Genomic DNA, 16,443 nt, shown 5'->3' on the forward strand with positions numbered 1-16,443 from the left:
CTTCGTGAGCCTGTTTTTCCAAAAAAATGACCAATTGAAGAATTCGTGTTGGCAGGTAAACTTTTAATTTATCTGCCAACACAAGCACAGAATGAACTGTTAGGGCATCATACCTGGCAACCAGAGTACGATCTGCGGCAGCAAGAAACATAGGAGTAATCCGAAAACCTGCAGACCAACGAAAGGCAAAATGGAACGGTAGATAGTCCCGATGCTAATTTGCCCCTTGGTGATACCTTTTAGATAGAAAAGTGCATAGCCAAATGGTGGTGTCAAAAAACTGGTCTGAAGGTTGATCGCGACCAAAATTGCAAACCAAACCATCAACGGTTGACCGGACAAGCCGTTGCCGAACTGAAGTGTTTCTACGACAGGGATGACAAGTGGCAGGATGACAAAGCTAATCTCGACCAACTCTAGGAAAAACCCCAAAACAAAGATCAATCCCATCAAGAGCATGAGCAAGCCGTAAGGGCCGAGACCTGTACCTGTTATTATTTCTTCTATCATTGTGTCTCCACCGAGACGCTTAAAAACAACAGAGAAGCAGGTTGCACCGATAACCACAAACAAGATCATCGCAGATGTATCAGAGGTGCTGCGCACTACCGAGCGCAGATTTTTCATCGTCAACTGACGGGCGGCAGCGGCGAGCACCAAGCTACCCGCGGCGCCGATGGCTGCCGCTTCGGTTGGCGTTGCAATACCCATCATGATTGATCCAAGCACCGCGGCAATAAGGAAAACAGGGCCCAAAAGATCTCGCAGTAAGGCAAATACCAAAGGAGTATTATCTGCGTTTTCGTCATCCATGTCAGCAGGTGGCGCCCACGCTGGCTTTAGGGAAGCCGTGATAAAGATATAGGCAATATAAAGGCCACCCAACATCAAGCCTGGAATGATGGCCGCTTTGAATAGCGCACCCACTGAAATCTGAAGAATTGACCCCATAATCACAAGTATGATCGATGGTGGAATCAGGATCCCAAGTGTTCCGGATGCTGCAATTACTCCCCATGCCATTTCAGGGCGATAGCCCTGCTTAAGCATAACCGGCAAAGACAGGAGCCCCAGCATAACAACAGAAGCACCGATAATCCCGGTCGAAGCTGCCATGACAACACCAAGGATCGCCACAGAAATGGCCAGACCTCCGGGCGTACGCCCAAACAGACGCTGCAACGTTAGCAACAAGTTTTTGGCGACACCTGACTTTTCAAGGGCTAGCCCCATAAAAACAAAGAGCGGGATCGCGAGGAACAGCCAGTTTTCAATAACACCTCCAAAGATCCGTGAACCCACCGTGCCCAGGAACGCCATAGGGATGCCTGCGATAAAGGAAAACAGAATACCAAGGCCGCCAAGAATGAATGCCACGGGATATCCTGAAAATATGCCCAGAAGCAGCGACACGACCATGATGATAGCCAAATGGTATTCTTGAATGAAATCGATAATGCGAGAGCTCCGGGAATTCGGTCTGCCACGGAGGCTGAGCTGTGGTTTTCGGGATCAAGAACAACGGCCAGTTTTTGAAGCACTTGGCCGACTGCTCCGACGGCAAGGAAAACGAGGCCAATCGGCATCATTGCCTTGATTAGATAACGATCTGTCAATCCGCCATAGTTCGACGCTTCGCCCGACATGTATGAAATGCGAACAAAGTGTTGAGACAGCCAAGCAATAATCAGGCAGAATGGGATCAGAAATACGACGTGCCCAACAATATCAACGATAGCGCGGCCACGTGGCGTTAAGTTGTGATACACAAGGTCGACGCGCACATGTGTGTCTTTGTGCAATGCGTATGTGCTACCAAATAAAGTTAAGACACCAAAAACATGCCATTGTAGTTCGGTCATACTGTTGATGGTGACGGCCTTACCAAAGAGCAAAACATTGTTTTCCCAACGGCCAAGTTCATTGATACCAAGGGCATTCATCAAAACGGTGGCCAAGACGGACAACATCACAAATAGCACGAGCCAACTGGTGGTACGCCCAACGAAGAATCCTAGCCCAACCAAAGGTCGGGCTAGAGTTGCGCAAAGGACCGCGCCGCGTACACTTAAAGACGCAGAACCGGTTTGTTGCATTTACTTAACCTCAAACTTTAGGCTTTGAAGGTCGTCCCAAGTTTCAAACATCGCTTGATGCTCTTTCAGAGAGGCAAATGCTTTTGCCAACATAGGCTTGTCTGCAAACTCTTCTTCGCGAACCTCGTCCCAAGCAGAGCTTAGCTCGGCCAGAACAGAATCCGGGAAGCGGTGGAATTGAACACCCTTTTCACGGAATGTTTCCATCGCCGCTGCTTGAAGAGGCATGTGATCAGACAGAGCTCGCTGGATGTTTGCGCGGCATGCTGTTTCAACCTGAACGTGGTTGTCTTCGCTCAACTCGTCCCAGACCGCTTTGTTAAACAGCAGAGAGTTCCAGTTTGCGCGCTGATGCCAACCTGGAAAATGGTAGTGGTCTACTACCTCGTCAAAACCCATCGCGATGTCGATCATAGGTGTCGCGAATTCTGCTGCTTCGACACGGCCGCGTTCTAGAGCCAGATAGATTTCGCCTCCTGGGATCAATTGTGTAGAGGCACCCAATTTGTTTAGAACTTTTGCGCCAAAACCAGCGATGCGGATGGACAGGCCATCAAAATCTTCTGGGCCAGTGATTTCTTTGCTGTACCAGCCGCCTGTTTCAGGTGGCGAAATCATGCAGGGAACCGCGTGAACACCATATGGCGCGTAAGCTTCGTTCAGCAGTTCTTTACCGCCGCCACCAAATACCCAAGTATTGAATACTTCGGCGTTTGGGCCAAATGGCAAACCGCCAAAAAGGCTCACGACCGGGATTGTTCCGGCCCAATATCCAATCCAATCAAAGCCAACTTCAACCGCGCCGGAAGACACCGCGTTGAATACTTCGAGTGGTGGAACAAGATCGCCAGGGTTGTGGATCTTCATATCGATTGCGCCGCCCGAAATCGATTTGATATCAGCTGCAATCGCTTCAGCATGCTGGCCCAAGTAGTTACTTGTGCCGAACACGCTTGCAACATCGATTTTGCGTGATTCCGCAGTTGCGGTAGAAACCATTGCCATGCTGGCAACGCCAACGATCGTTGTAAGAGACAGTAGTTTGCTTTTAGTGGTGATAAACATAAATCCTCCATTGTCTTTCTTCACAGTCGTTTTGCCCAATTAAAAAGGCGGCATTCACGTCAATTCAGGAAACCAACATCCGACTATTCGCTACAATTCCACCCTCCTGGTGGTTTTCTTGATGCGCAAATTGGGTGCAATCGGTGGGGTATCCCATTGAAATAGCCCGCAGGTGGGGTCATGAATTTTGTGTGGTTCAAAAGGCGACTTTTTCGCCACCTTTCAGATCCAAAATTTCGCGGGCTTCCGCAGGTGTCGCGATTTCGAGGCCCTGACCTTCTAGGATACCGCGTACGATTTTCACCTGTTCCGCGCTGCTTTTTGCCAGTTTTCCTGGGCCGGCCCAGAGAGAGTCTTCAAGGCCCACGCGAACATTGCCGCCCATAGATGCTGCAACGGATGCAATGCGCATTTGGTTGCGACCACAGCCCAATACAGACCAGCAGTACTGATCACCAAACAAGCGATCGGCAGTGCGTTTCATGTGCATGATGTCTTCTTCATGTCCGCCGATTCCGCCCAAGATGCCAAATACCGATTGGACGAAGAATGGCGGCTTGATGAAGCCGCGATCTGCTAGGTTCGCGAGCGTATACAGGTGGCCGATGTCATAGCATTCGATTTCAAACCGCGTGCCGTTGTTGGCGCATTCGGTCAAGATGAATTCCATATCAGCAAAGGTGTTGCGGAAGAAGGAATATCGAGAGCCTTCGAGGTACTTACGTTCCCAGGCGTGCTTTAGATCTGGGAAACGGTCGAGCATTGGGAACAAACCAAAGTTCATGGTGCCCATGTTCAATGAAGCGACTTCAGGCTTGAAAACAATCGCTGGTTTTGCGCGTTCTTCGACTGTCATTGTCATCGCACCGCCAGTTGTGAGGTTGACGACAGCATCAGTGGCTTGCTTGATGGTTCCTAGAAATGGCTCGTATGCCTCAACGCTTTGATCAGGCTCGCCGTCAACTGGGTTCCGCGCGTGAAGGTGTACAACCGCGGCCCCTGCTTCGGCGGCCTCAATTGCTGCTTTTGCAATCTCTGGGCCCGTCACTGGCAGGTAAGGTGACATAGATGGCGTGTGGATTGACCCGGTTACAGCGCAGGTGATGATGAATTTGTTTGGTGTGCTCATGACTGAGAGTCCTTGATTTTCTGCTCTGGGGCGCGAAAGCTGTCGGCTTGTTGCAAATGGGCGGCAAGAGCGCCCAGACCCTCGTCGCGCTAGATGCTTTTCTGTGTCACGTATTCTTGGGTCGGTGTTTCGCCCCAACTGTCTGCTACACGTTGGCAATTTTCGGGTCCCCAGATGTCTTGATCGACTGGGGTTTTGGACAGGCCGAACAACATGTAGCTTTAGCGATCGCAGTAATCGGCGATCCCGCACGGAGCATTGAGTTCGATTGTCTCCATTGGCCCCATAAAGGACCAACGACGGCCCAACTCGTCTTTGATTGTTTTGTCGAGATCCGCAGCAGACACGTATCCCTCACCCACCAGACGAAAGGCTTCAGCCAGTAGAACGGCCTGCATGCGGTTCAGGATAAATCCGTCGATTTCTTTTTTGACTTCAACAGTTTTCTGGCCGATGGAGTCGTAGATCACTTTTGTTCGCGCAAGCACGTCTGGATCGGTCCATGGTGCCCCACAAATTTCAACCACGGGGATCACATGCGGCGGATTCACGGGATGCCCAATCACACAACGCGCGCGACCAGGGAGCTCTTCGGTAAAGCGCGAGGCAACCAATGCTGATGCAGAAGAGGCCAAAATTGTGTGAGGGGCTGCCAGTTCATCAAGGCGTTTGAACAGCGTAAGTTTGATGTCGATCCGCTCGGGAGCATTTTCTTGAATGAAATCTGCTCCTTTTACAGCGTCATCCAAGGAAATCCCCGCGCGAACAGATGCGCTACTGGCCTCGGGATCTTTGACCAATCCAGGCTCTGCCAACTCATACAATGAGTCACGGACAAGGGCGGGGGCACCTTCGAGGGCTTCTGCGTTTTCGTCCCAAAACGCGACCTCCCAACCCGCGCGTGCAAATACATTTGCCCACGCGCGACCGATGAGGCCTACGCCGATGATCCCGACTTTTTGTTTGGTCTTATGTGGGGATGTCATGTTCATTTTGACCAAGCTCACCACTCAACCGAAATGTATTTCTGTTCCATGTATTCCAGCATGCCGTGGTGCGCACCTTCGCGGCCTAGGCCGGATTGTTTTACCCCGCCAAATGGAGCCGCTGGGTCAGAGCCAAGGCCGCGGTTCAAGGCAGTCATGCCAGCCTAAATCGCCTCAGAAACACGCATACCGCGTGATAAATCTTGGGTGTAAACATAAGCAACCAAGCCATATTCGGTTCTGTTTGCAGCAGCGATGCCTTGGGCTTCGGTGTCAAAGGACGCAATCGGCACGATCGGGCCGAAGATTTCGTCGTTCATCATTTCGGCATCGGCTGAAACATTGGACAAAACAGTTGGCGGGAAGAAGCAACCGTTGCGCTCAAGTGGGATGCCACCTGTCAGGATTTTCGCGCCACCGGCAACTGCATTTTCGACTAAACCGTTTACGCGCGTGACAGCATCGGCATTCACCAGCGGACCACATTGTGTATCTTCTTTGGCGCCATCATCCACCTTCAGTGCAGCCATACGTTCGGTTACACGTTTTGCGAATTCGTCATGAATTCCTTTTTGCACATAGATGCGATTGGCTACGGTACAGGCTTCGCCACCGTTGCGCATTTTGGCAATCATCAAGCCGTCGATGGCTTTGTCGATGTCTGCGTCATCAAAGACCACGAATGGTGCGTTGCCTCCCAGTTCCATAGAGGAATTCATGACGGACTCAGCCGCTTTCTTCAGCAAGATACGACCAACTGCTGTGGAACCCGTAAAGGAAATCTTGCGAACCCGGTCGTCATTCATAATGGCGCTGACAACTTTGCCGGTTTTGGATGTTGTCACAACGTTGACAACACCGTTGGGCACACCCGCTTCGGCAAGCAAAGCAGCAACTGCGTAGGCGGTCAGCGGGGTTTCGGTCGCTGGCTTTAAGATACATGTGCAACCGGCAGCCAAAGCTGGCCCGATCTTACGTGTCGCCATAGCCGCAGGGAAATTCCACGGTGTGACCAAAAGCGCAATACCAACAGGTTGATGTTGAACAACAATCCGCGCACCAGTTACAGGAGCGGTGCTGATATCGCCGATGTTGCGAACGGCTTCTTCTGCATACCAACGGAAGAATTCAGCGGCATAAGAAACCTCGCCTCGGGCATCAACCAACGCTTTGCCATTTTCCAAAGAAATCAGCTGTGCCAGATATTCTGCATCCCGCAGCATTAAGTCATAGCAACGGCGCAGGATGTCAGAACGATAACGCGCTGTTGTTTTTTTTCCAAGCATCTGCAGCTGCTGACGCGGCCTCAACCGCTGCCATGCCATCGCTGATGGAGGCATCCGCAACGTCGGCAAGTTTTTCGTTGTTGGACGGGTTCATCACATCGATGCGGCCGCCTTCAGAGCATTCGACCCATTGACCATCGATGAACAAATTGGTTGGGAGGTTTGCAGATTCAAACGGCATTTTCGATTTCCTGATTGGTTGTTCCGTGAAACGCGGCAGTCACGATTTCTGTGACACCTGCAAGTTCAAGTTTGCGAGGATTGTTGTTGATGAGACGCGCGGCTGACATCGATTGAGACGCAACCCAATCAAGTTTATCTTGGCCCAAACCAAGGTCGGCCAGGGTCTCTGGTATACGGATTTCAGCAAAAAGATCGCGGATACGACGAATGGCATCTTTGGCCAGAGTTTCGGTATCGGTATCCGAGGCACCCATCGCCTTGGCGGTGAAGGCTTCAATCGCGTGGGTCAACGCATCGGCACCAGCAACTGCGGTCAAACCCGGAGGGCAAGTCAACGTCAGTTCTGGGTCACAGATCGCGACTTGTGGGATCATGTACGGGCTGGAAACGCCAACTTTCAGATCACGCATGTTGTCGGCAACAACGGCAACTGGTGTTACCTCGGATCCAGTTCCGGCAGTTGTTGGGATCGCGATCACGGGGATGATCGGACCGCGGACCTTAAATTCACCGTAATAGTCAGACAGATCGCCGCCGTGTGTCATCAATAGAGACACAAATTTGGCCATATCCAAACAACTGCCCCCTCCAACACCGATGATGCTGTCAGGACTATGGTGACCATAGGTCTTTTGGCAATCAACGATGCTCTCGATTGGAAGTTCTGGCTCCGTCCTCGTGAAAACTTGTGGGGTTACTTTAGCATCGAAGAGCGATCTGAGAAGATCTTGCATCTCTGCGCTTTCAGCGAAACGCTCGTCTGTGCAAATTAGTGTAGATGGACCAAATTGACGGGCAACTTTTCCCAAGGCGTGACGCTGTTTGGCCCCGAACAACACAGAGTCTGGCGCGCGCATTATACCTAGTGAATTGCTCATCAAATTCTCTTTCTCATTGAGTGCGGACCTGATGCCCGCGGGTTATTTTGTTCAAATGCGATGTGTTCAAGACGGGCTAGCGCCCTCCGCCTACGTCGATAATGGTATCGTGCACGTAGGAAGCGTCGACGGACATGAGCCACCAGATGACGTTTGCGACTTCGTCAACGGTTCCGAAACGTCCCATCGGAACCGTGTGCAAGAGGCCCTTAATACGATCAGGGTTGCCCAGAGAAGCATGGATATCAGTTTCAATCATACCTGGGCGGACAGCATTGACGTGAATACCTTCGCCACCGACTTCTTGAGCAAGACCCTTTGTCATGACGTCGATGGCCCCCTTGGAGGCAGCATAGTCAACTTGCGTATTCGCGCCGCCCAAGCGTGCCGCGACGGAAGAGAGGTTGATGATGGAACCACTCTGCCCACCATTTGAGACAGTCATGCGAAGCACCGCTTCTCGAGCACACATAAAGGAGCCAAGAATATTAACGTCAAAGACGCGACGCATTCTTTGAGCAGACATGCTCTGAATTTTCCTCACTAGGTCGACTACGCCTGCGTTATTGACCAATGCGTCAAGGCGACCAAATTCTGTATCAATCGCTGCGAACATTGCCATCACATCCGCTTCGACATAGACATCTGCTTGGATCATTAGCGCGTCGGTCTTGTGATTGTATCTCAGCAGCGACAGCTTCTGCGGCCGCTAGGTTACCGGCATAATTGATTGCAACGTCGTAACCGTTTTCCGCGGCTATTATGCCGTCGCTGCGCCAACTCCTCGGCTGCCACCAGTGATCAGGACAACCGTCGCGTCCTTAAGAGTGTCATTCGCAGTTTTCTTATCGTTCATTTCTTACAGATCGAATTGCCTAGAATACGGTGACACCGCACGATGCATCTGCACCGATTGGCTTTGCATTCCCGGTCATTCGCCCCTCCCTAAAGGCTTTTTTTGCAGTTCAATGAATTGTGCCGTTCTGACGGCACCCTACATCTTCGCGTGTACTGGTATTCGCTATATTTACGATATCCGATCCGATCGAATTTGACCTGACCTACGATCAAAAGTAAATTTTGACTCGGTCAAGAAACTTTCATTACAAACGAATTTGGACATAAAAACCAATGGCGAAACAGTCGAGCAAAACAAAGCTAAAGCAGGTTGGGAAACCAAAACCCCTAGCCGATCAAGTCTATGATCTCCTGCTCAATCTGAACACATCGCCAAGAATGCCACCGGGTAGCCGCCTGTCTGTTGACGCCTTGGTGCGCGAACTAAACGTATCCCAGACACCGATCCGTCAAGCATTGGTGCGCCTTCAAACACAAGGCCTGGTGGAACGAGAGCTTAACGTTGGCTACAGTACCCCCTCCCTCCCAGACGCAAGCGAATTGAACGACATCTTTGCCTTTCGGCTGATGATTGAACCGCAAGCCGCTGGATTAGCGGCCGAAAAGACGAATGCGCCACACGCAGACGCTCTTGAAAAGCTTGCACAGGACATGGAGGCGATTTCGGCTGATAGTAGCTTGGGCAATTACGGTAGGTTTGCGGCGAAGGACAACACGTTCCACGAACTGATTCTTACGCAAGCCGGAAATCGTGTTGCGCTTGACGCCATTCAACGTTTGAACGTGCATAACCACCTGTTTAGACTATATTTTCATAGATCTGTTACCGATGATGCCAACCATGAGCATCGTGCAATTTTGGAAGCAATCAAATCCGGTGTAGGGCAATCGGCAAGTGATGCGATGCGCCGCCATATCGAAGCGTCCTATAAGCGCCTAGAACCGCACTTTTAGAACCCTCTTTGTTCTTTTCTGTTTCCCCCTTTTACAGGATGTGAGTTGCTAAGAGACGGATTTCAGCTTGAGATCAGGCGAAATCCAACGTGCGACGACGATGTCGAAGCACCTGCGAAAGTTCGTGCCGCTATGCGATACCGGTAGCAATAAGATTTGTGACACATGAATGAACCGCCCTTTAAAAGGCGCGGCGCATCTTCTGAAGGATGTTCGCCTTCACCGCCCAGGCACCACTCCCAAACATTGCCGCTCATGTTGTGAAGGCCAAAGCCATTCGCAGGAAAACTGTCTACCGGAGCGGTTCCCAAAAAGCCGTCTTGGCCTGTATTATTCTCGGGAAATGTCCCCTGCCAGATGTTGCATAGCGGCACGTCATCTGTTGGTTCTTGATCGCCCCAAGGGTAGATTGCATTCGGATTGCCGGCACGCGCAGCTGTTTCCCATTCCGCCTCGCTAGGAAGCACGCCCTTTGCCCATTTGGCGAAGGCTAAAGCGTCATTCCAAGACACATGTGTTACTGGGTGATCTAAGCGAGCGTTAATGTTTGATTTGGGGCCATCGGGGTGTTTCCAATTTGCACCATGTACTTGGCACCACCAAGGAGTGGCCGCCACACGGCGGTATTGGATATTGGGATCAGCGAAATCAAAGAAGACCAGCGACCAACCATAACGTTCCGCATCAGTTTGATAATCGGTGTCGTTGATGAATTCAGAAAACCACCGATTGGTCACCGTAAAGGGATCAATCCGAAAGGGCTTTAGGTAAACTGGTTTCCGGGGGCCTTCCTCGTCAACGCGAATGACCGGTAGGTCCGTCCCAACATGCGACGTGCCGCCCGATATTGAAACAGTGCGCGACTTCCATGTTTGGCTGCATGTGGCAGCAATTGGTGCCGAACCTGCTGAACGTTTTGGCGCTTCGCCTTCCCGCTTGGGAATACAGCAAACTTTGATTATGTCCGGCTGATCCTTCATCTAAACGCAGCCGTTCGGTCTCGCGTTTTGTAATTGCTGGCAATCAACCATTCTAGAAGCGTTTCTTTCAGCTCTTGCTTTATAGAGCTGTGGTCAGCATTCAGCCAAAGGTTGGTCAGCTCATTTGGGTCAGCTTCCAGATCAAAGAGCTGACCTTCGGCCGACCCCATCAGATGGACCAGCTTCCACTTTTTGCTACGCACCATGGTGATAAAGTCCGCTCCAGTAATGACCATATCGCCCGCTTGCTCGCAGAACACATGATCCCGCGCGGTCCATTCTTGGCCTTTTAGGATTGGCAGCAGACTTTCGGCTTCCATGTCGCTGCTCGGAGTAAGGCCGGCCAATTCCAAGATCGTTGGGCCGAGATCAAACAGCTGACAAAGATCATCAACAGTACGTCCACCCTTGAACTTGTTGGGCGACCAAATAATCATAGGGACACGGGTCACGACATCATACATTGACCATTTTTGCGACAGGCCGTGATCACCCAGACAGTCACCATGGTCTGATGTGAATATGACAACCGTGTTGTCTAGGTAGTCATTCCGATCCAACGACTCCATTATATTCCCGACACATTCGTCAATCATGGTGACGTTGGCGTAATAATAAGCCCGCATGCGACGTTCGTCTTCTTTACTGCGATCCAAATTCCAGATTACGGAATCATGATCCACCTTTGAATCATGAACGCGCTTCTCTTCCATATAAGACGGCTGACTTGCGAGATCTTCGTCCGTTACGATTGGCATCGGAATGTCTTCGCGATTTTCATACTTTTCGATGAATCGCTGCGAGGGATCATAGGGCGGGTGTGGCCCCGGAAAACCAACCTGCATGAACAAAGGTGATGATTTGGGTTTTGTGTCAAGCCACCATTTGGTGAAGTTACCAACGAACATATCCGAATGCAGCTCTTCAGGAAGTTCCCATTCAAATGCACCTAAGCGCGTGCCATAATCATCCCGATTTCGGTAATGCTCTCGCTGTTGCTTAACTAGACCATGGGAAGCAAGTGCTTTGTCCCATTCGTCAAAATACCAACGCCCTTGAAGGTAACGGTCTTTATTTTCAACATTGTAGCGTTCGCTAAAACCAGCTTCGGCGGTGAATGGATTTGTGTGCATTTTGCCAACGTTAACGCAGGTATAGCCAGAGCTCTTTAGATCTTGCACCCAAGTCGTTTGCCAGTCTTGTTCGTTTTCCAAAACACCGGTTGTGTGAGGGTAGTATCCCGTGAATAGACTTGCGCGGCTTGGGACACAGCTCGCAGCGGTGATGTGGCATTGTGAAAATGAAACACCCTCGTTAGCGAGGCGATCCAAATTTGGCGTGTGCATATGTGGATGGCCATGTGCGGCGATGGTATCAAACCGCTGCTGATCTGTGATGATCAAAAGAATATTTGGCCTATCGTCTGAATTTGGCAAGTCTTCTGTCGCACTCACAGTTTTCTCCAACATCTATTTTTGCATAACCGCAGGCTTGGCGCGGCCAAACGCTGGGTCATTTTGGTTAGTCCAATTTAAGTACAGCCAGACCGGTTTGTCCAGTCCAAAATTAGTTTTTTAACTTTTTGGCTAGACCAATTTAGATTTTTGGATTAGACCAGAGTCCAATTCCCGTCCCCACTGGCCCTCTGAAACTTCAGGAACACCACATGACAAGCTCACCATCCACAACCGGCGCAGACATCATTGCGGACACGATCCAACACGAAGAAAAGGTTGATACAATCTTCTTCGTTGATGCGGTCCTGCGTCACACGCTTTTGCGTTTAGAGGAACGCGGCATCACTCGGGTTCTTGCCCACAGCGAAAAAGCCGCCGCCTATATGGCTGACGGCTATGCGCGCATTTCCGGCAAGACCGGTATTTGCATGGCCCAGGCCGTTGGTGCAGCCAATTTGGCCGCCGGCCTGCAAGACGGGTATCTAGACCGCGTGCCAATGTTGGCGCTGACAGGCCGCAAAGCAGACACGCACCTTGATCGCAATGCCTATCAAGAAGTTGCCCATGGCCCGATGTACAGCTCGGTCACAAGCTATTCAGCACAGGTTCGCACGGTCGAAGAATTGCCGCGCATGCTGGGAAATGCCCTGCGCGCCAGTCGCACCAATACCCAGCGTCCGGTCCATCTGGATTTGGATGGCCTGAAAGGCGACAAGGTTGAAGAGGCAACTTTTGCAGGTGACAAAGCCCTTTTGAACTTTCCCGCATCAGGGCGCAGCGTCTCTGCTCTGCCGGATGCGACAGCTCTAAAACGAGCCCTCAAACTTCTGGCCGAGGCCAAACGCCCGATGTTGGTATGCGGTGTTAGCAGCCTATACGCGAAAGCAGGTGAAGGCATCAAAGCGCTGGCCGACACCTGCGGCATTCCGATCGCAACCTCTGTTGGCGGCCGATCTGTGGTTGAAACCTCGCATCCAAATCATTTTGGCGTTGTTGGCACCTATTCCGCACCCTACGCCAACAAGCATTTGGCACAATCTGATTTGGTGATCTATGTGGGCTGCCACATGGGGGACCAGATCAGCTGTGACTGGACAATCCCCTCGGCCGGAACAAAAATCATCCAAATTGACACCGATGCCGCCGAGCTGGGCCGCGGTTACCCAAATGTTTTGGGGCTGTGTGGCGATCTCAACAAGACCTGTTTGGCGCTTGCTGGCAATGCGGAACCTGTGCTTGCAAACGGTTGGCTGACACAATGCACATCGGCGGCGCGCGATTGGCTCGCCGGCTCTTTGGCAAACGCCCATGAAGAAGCCGAATTGATCCCTGCCCCGCGCTTGGCCTTTGAGCTTGGAGAAGCTCTTCCCAAAAACGGCGTTGTAGTTGCCGACACCGGATTTTCTGCCACATGGACTGCACAGTACACTGGCTTCAACGGCGCCGACCAAACCTATCTGCGCGCCGCTGGCTCCTTGGGATGGGCCTTTCCTGCCGCTATCGGCGCGCAAATGGGGGCCCTGGACAGACCAGTCGTGTGTTTCACCGGCGATGGCGCGTTTTACTATCACATCGGTGAATTGGAAACGATGCGCCGCTGGAACGTGCCGCTTGTTGTTGTGATCAACAACAACTCAGCTTTGGGCCAAGGATTGCGCAGCGTGAAAAAGCTGTATGAAAACCGCGACGGCAACCTGGGCGATCTGGTGGAATTCAAGAAAACCAACTTTGCCGAAATGGCAAAAATTTATGGAATCACATCGTTCCGCGTTGAAAAAGCCGAAGATATTCGCCCCACAATCGAAAAAGCCATCGCGTTGAAAGAACCTGTGATCATAGATGTTGTCACCGACCCTGACAGCAACCCTGAGCCAGCTTGGGTTCTTTAAGATGACAGCATTTTCAAACGTCACCGTCGCAGGTGCAGGAACGATGGGTCATGCCATCGCTCTTGTACACGCGATCGGGGGATGCCAAGTCACATTGACTGACCTGTCCACTGCTCAGCTCGAATGGGCCGGCACGCGTATCGATTCATTAATCCATGAGATTGAGACTCTTGGATTAATCAAAGCCTCGGACACCAAAGCGATTCTCCGACGAATAGAGTATCAGGCAGATATTGGCAGGGCGCTTGAACATGCGGACCTTTTGGTAGAGGCCATTGTCGAAGACGCCGAGGTCAAAAAAGCTTTCTACCAACAAGTCGCGCCTTTAATGCCAAAAACTTGTGTTTTGGCAAGCAACACATCGTTTCTTGATGTGTTTCCATTGCTGCCTAGTATCCTCAAAGAGCGAAGCCTAATTGTACATTGGTATACGCCACCTTATTTGATTGATCTGGTAGATGTGGTCCCCGCTCCGGATACGCCGTTTCGGATTGCTCGAGAAATGAAGCAATTTCTTGAACGCATGGGGAAAAAACCGGTCATCCTTAAAAAATTCGTACCAGGCTACATCGCAAACAACGTACAGATGGCAATTGAAAGTGAAGTTTTTCGATTGCTTGATGCAGGTGTCGCGAGCGTCGCTGATATCGATGATGCGGTGCGCTATGGATTAGCCCAAAGATTATCTGTCATGGGGCAATTCAAAAAAATTGATTATACAGGCCTTCAAGTGGTTCACGACATTCATGTGGCTGGATTGTACACGCCGCCTAGCCAGCCTACAGCCACACAACGTTTGAAGGAGCTTTTGTCGGAGGGCGCAAGTGGGGTCTTATCAGGTCATGGTTTCTATAACTATTCCGATGCAGATAGTGCGACCTACCTAACCCGCCGAGACAGGAAACTTGTAAAAATAAAACAAGCCATGCGGGACGACGATGATCAAATCTAATACACCGCATTGGCCTTTGGCCGTGTTTGATTGGGGCACATCGAATTTGCGCGTTTACGTTGTTGAGGCAAGTGGGAAAATATTAGAGCGCAAAGAATGGCCTCTTGGGGTTAAGTTCTCTGAACCATCACAATTGCCTATGCGATTTACCGAAATCATGGAGCGACTCGAAGCTCAATTTTGTTGCCAATATGCGCTGTTGATAGGCATGATCGGTAGCGGCATGGGTTGGCGCGATGTACCAATGTTGCACGGTCCGCTTAGCATTGCAGAACATGCCTCAAGACTTTTCCCACTGGATGGAACTGACGCATACATTGTGCCCGGCGTGACAGCACCTTCGGTAGTAGGCTTAACCGATATGATGCGCGGAGAAGAAACGCAGGCCTATGGCGCGCTAAGATTGCTACAGAAAAGCAATCTATTGTTATGTATGCCGGGTACCCATTCCAAATGGGTTAGTCTCAAAGACAACTTAATTCACGGTATCACTACCAGTATAACTGGTGAACTTTTTGAGCTCTTGTCAAACAATAGTGTTTTGCATGAACAGCTTAGGGATGCCGGTTCTTCGTTTGATCAAACCGGATTTCGCGAAGGCCTAGAGATCGCGAAGTCAGGCCTTGGTGCCCAAAACCTTGCATTTTCTGTCCGCCCGCGCGCATTAGTGAACTGCAAATCGATCCAAGCCAATGCATCGAGTTACCTTTCAGGAATCTTAATTGGCTCTGAAATATTGGCCATGAAAACTGCTTTTGGCGTCTCCGAAATAGCAATTATTGCTGAGATGGGCTTAGCTAAACTGTATGAAATAGCTTGTGGTACATTCGCAATCTCAGCCATGGTGTTGGACGGCGCAGAGGCTGTTTGCGCAGGTGCGTCCAAGCTGCACAGCGCACACCATGCGCTTAAGGATTAATAGCTAAGAAACCTGGAAATCATCCAATCAATGTGCCTTTGCATCGACGTTCGTGCCGCTTGAGGCCGGCGCGCCAAAATCGCGTCGGTTACTTCCTGATTGTTCGCGATCACTGTGATACGATTTTTGCGCGACCGTGTTGTTCCATACCAGTTCTCCCATAACGGCCCGCTCTTTTGCTCCCAAAGAAAATCGAGCAAATCATGGAAAAGCGAATTTTCGGATGCCTTCGCGATACTCATATGAAAACGCCGTGTGCCTTCGTGAAATTCAGGCGTATCATTTGGCGGTACAGCTGCGTTGGCCGCATTTGCTTCGGCTATCTCGCGTAGGGCTGCTTCTGATCCGTTTAGCGCCGCCAAAAAGCAAGATTCGCCTTCAATCAGTCTACGCATTTGAAGGACTTCATGCGGGCCCGGTTGCTTTTCTAACTTAGAGAGGAAGCCAGATTGAGCATCCACGACTGGCTGCACATAGGCACCTGACCGATCCTTGATCTGGAGCAGGCCTCCTGCTTCCAAAGCCATCAATGCTTCGCGAACAGTCGTCCGACTTACTTCGTGCGTTTTGGCAAGTTCTCGTTCGGAAGGTAGCCGAGACATCGGCTTCAATTCACCGCGGCGAATTTGCTGCTCCAAAGTCGCAGCTAGCTTTTGATATGTCTTCACCGACATCTGCAGTTTACCTCGTTTCCTATCCTTGTATCTTTTGGGCCAACCAATTTTCAATACAGAGCGCTAACATTTGTAAAAATTCACCTTGGATCAACCAAATACACCACAGTCCGATTTTTTTGGGGGGGGACCGCCCA

The 16,443-nt window shown here is 50.8% G+C and carries 14 protein-coding genes and 2 pseudogenes; 4 read left to right on the top strand and 12 right to left on the bottom strand.

The window, feature by feature from the left end:
* Positions 1-99: 99 nt before the first annotated feature.
* From ABXG94_RS09875 to ABXG94_RS09915, 9 genes and pseudogenes are all read right to left on the bottom strand, one after another.
* A complete protein-coding gene (locus ABXG94_RS09875) occupies positions 100-1,377 on the bottom strand; it encodes a TRAP transporter large permease (RefSeq protein WP_353533833.1) in 1,278 nt (425 codons plus the stop codon).
* Between the two features lie 161 nt (positions 1,378-1,538).
* A pseudogene (locus ABXG94_RS09880) lies at positions 1,539-2,096 on the bottom strand (TRAP transporter small permease subunit); the annotation flags it as partial.
* Complete coding sequence (locus ABXG94_RS09885; RefSeq protein ID WP_353533834.1) at positions 2,097-3,161, bottom strand: TRAP transporter substrate-binding protein; 1,065 nt, start codon at positions 3,159-3,161, stop codon at positions 2,097-2,099.
* Positions 3,162-3,357: 196 nt separating this feature from the next.
* The gene (gene kce, locus ABXG94_RS09890; protein WP_353533835.1) at positions 3,358-4,290 is read right to left on the bottom strand and encodes a 3,5-dioxohexanoate:acetyl-CoA acetone transferase; all 933 of its coding nucleotides are present in this window, start codon (positions 4,288-4,290) and stop codon (positions 3,358-3,360) included.
* Positions 4,291-4,511: 221 nt separating this feature from the next.
* Positions 4,512-5,282, bottom strand: a complete 771-nt coding sequence (locus ABXG94_RS09895; protein WP_353533836.1) for a 3-hydroxyacyl-CoA dehydrogenase — start codon at positions 5,280-5,282, stop codon at positions 4,512-4,514.
* Positions 5,283-5,293: 11 nt separating this feature from the next.
* A pseudogene (locus ABXG94_RS09900) lies at positions 5,294-6,616 on the bottom strand (NAD-dependent succinate-semialdehyde dehydrogenase).
* Positions 6,525-6,743, bottom strand: coding sequence for an aldehyde dehydrogenase family protein (locus tag ABXG94_RS09905; protein WP_353533837.1), 219 nt, complete (start codon positions 6,741-6,743; stop codon positions 6,525-6,527). The pseudogene ABXG94_RS09900 and the gene ABXG94_RS09905 overlap by 92 nt, the downstream one beginning before the upstream one ends.
* A complete protein-coding gene (locus tag ABXG94_RS09910) occupies positions 6,733-7,623 on the bottom strand; it encodes an iron-containing alcohol dehydrogenase (RefSeq protein ID WP_353533838.1) in 891 nt (296 codons plus the stop codon). The genes ABXG94_RS09905 and ABXG94_RS09910 overlap by 11 nt, the downstream gene beginning before the upstream one ends.
* A 76-nt stretch (positions 7,624-7,699) precedes the next feature.
* Positions 7,700-8,320, bottom strand: a complete 621-nt coding sequence (locus ABXG94_RS09915; protein ID WP_502901699.1) for an SDR family oxidoreductase — start codon at positions 8,318-8,320, stop codon at positions 7,700-7,702.
* Between the two features lie 434 nt (positions 8,321-8,754).
* Here ABXG94_RS09915 and ABXG94_RS09920 point away from each other — a divergent pair, with 434 nt between their 5' ends.
* A complete protein-coding gene (locus tag ABXG94_RS09920; protein WP_353533839.1) occupies positions 8,755-9,435 on the top strand; it encodes a GntR family transcriptional regulator in 681 nt (226 codons plus the stop codon).
* Positions 9,436-9,497: 62 nt separating this feature from the next.
* Here the strand turns inward: ABXG94_RS09920 and ABXG94_RS09925 are convergent, their stop codons facing one another.
* A complete protein-coding gene (locus ABXG94_RS09925) occupies positions 9,498-10,415 on the bottom strand; it encodes a formylglycine-generating enzyme family protein (RefSeq protein WP_353533840.1) in 918 nt (305 codons plus the stop codon).
* Positions 10,412-11,869, bottom strand: coding sequence for a sulfatase family protein (locus tag ABXG94_RS09930; protein ID WP_353533841.1), 1,458 nt, complete (start codon positions 11,867-11,869; stop codon positions 10,412-10,414). Before ABXG94_RS09930 ends, ABXG94_RS09925 begins: the two co-directional genes overlap by 4 nt.
* A gap of 212 nt (positions 11,870-12,081) precedes the next feature.
* Here ABXG94_RS09930 and ABXG94_RS09935 point away from each other — a divergent pair, with 212 nt between their 5' ends.
* The 3 genes from ABXG94_RS09935 to ABXG94_RS09945 are packed head-to-tail and all read left to right on the top strand — an operon-like array spanning position 12,082 to position 15,632.
* Positions 12,082-13,761 carry a thiamine pyrophosphate-binding protein gene (locus tag ABXG94_RS09935; RefSeq protein ID WP_353533842.1) on the top strand — a complete coding sequence of 560 codons (1,680 nt, stop codon included), beginning with the start codon at positions 12,082-12,084 and terminating at the stop codon, positions 13,759-13,761.
* A gap of 1 nt (position 13,762) precedes the next feature.
* On the top strand, positions 13,763-14,713 hold the full coding sequence (locus ABXG94_RS09940; RefSeq protein ID WP_353533843.1) for a 3-hydroxyacyl-CoA dehydrogenase family protein: 951 nt from the start codon (positions 13,763-13,765) through the stop codon (positions 14,711-14,713).
* A 22-nt stretch (positions 14,714-14,735) separates the two neighbouring features.
* Positions 14,736-15,632: a 2-dehydro-3-deoxygalactonokinase gene (locus ABXG94_RS09945; protein WP_353533844.1), complete on the top strand. Its 897-nt coding sequence runs from the start codon at positions 14,736-14,738 to the stop codon at positions 15,630-15,632.
* Here ABXG94_RS09945 and ABXG94_RS09950 read toward each other — a convergent pair.
* Complete coding sequence (locus ABXG94_RS09950; protein ID WP_353533845.1) at positions 15,629-16,306, bottom strand: FadR/GntR family transcriptional regulator; 678 nt, start codon at positions 16,304-16,306, stop codon at positions 15,629-15,631. The two genes, ABXG94_RS09945 and ABXG94_RS09950, sit on opposite strands and share 4 nt — an antisense overlap.
* Between the last annotated feature and the right edge of the window lie 137 nt (positions 16,307-16,443).

This window comes from Cognatishimia sp. WU-CL00825 (assembly GCF_040364665.1).
Taxonomy (GTDB): domain Bacteria; phylum Pseudomonadota; class Alphaproteobacteria; order Rhodobacterales; family Rhodobacteraceae; genus Cognatishimia.

Excerpts from the sequence above, each read along its gene's own strand:
- ABXG94_RS09910 (WP_353533838.1), bottom strand. The coding sequence starts at position 7,623 with ATGAGCAATTCACTAGGTATAATGCGCGCGCCAGACTCTGTGTTGTTC.
- ABXG94_RS09950 (WP_353533845.1), bottom strand. The coding sequence starts at position 16,306 with ATGTCGGTGAAGACATATCAAAAGCTAGCTGCGACTTTGGAGCAGCAA.
- ABXG94_RS09905 (WP_353533837.1), bottom strand. The coding sequence starts at position 6,743 with ATGCCGTTTGAATCTGCAAACCTCCCAACCAATTTGTTCATCGATGGT.
- ABXG94_RS09895 (WP_353533836.1), bottom strand. The coding sequence starts at position 5,282 with ATGAACATGACATCCCCACATAAGACCAAACAAAAAGTCGGGATCATC.
- ABXG94_RS09920 (WP_353533839.1), top strand. The coding sequence starts at position 8,755 with ATGGCGAAACAGTCGAGCAAAACAAAGCTAAAGCAGGTTGGGAAACCA.
- ABXG94_RS09940 (WP_353533843.1), top strand. The coding sequence starts at position 13,763 with ATGACAGCATTTTCAAACGTCACCGTCGCAGGTGCAGGAACGATGGGT.
- ABXG94_RS09885 (WP_353533834.1), bottom strand. The coding sequence starts at position 3,161 with ATGTTTATCACCACTAAAAGCAAACTACTGTCTCTTACAACGATCGTT.
- ABXG94_RS09925 (WP_353533840.1), bottom strand. The coding sequence starts at position 10,415 with ATGAAGGATCAGCCGGACATAATCAAAGTTTGCTGTATTCCCAAGCGG.
- kce (WP_353533835.1), bottom strand. The coding sequence starts at position 4,290 with ATGAGCACACCAAACAAATTCATCATCACCTGCGCTGTAACCGGGTCA.
- ABXG94_RS09935 (WP_353533842.1), top strand. The coding sequence starts at position 12,082 with ATGACAAGCTCACCATCCACAACCGGCGCAGACATCATTGCGGACACG.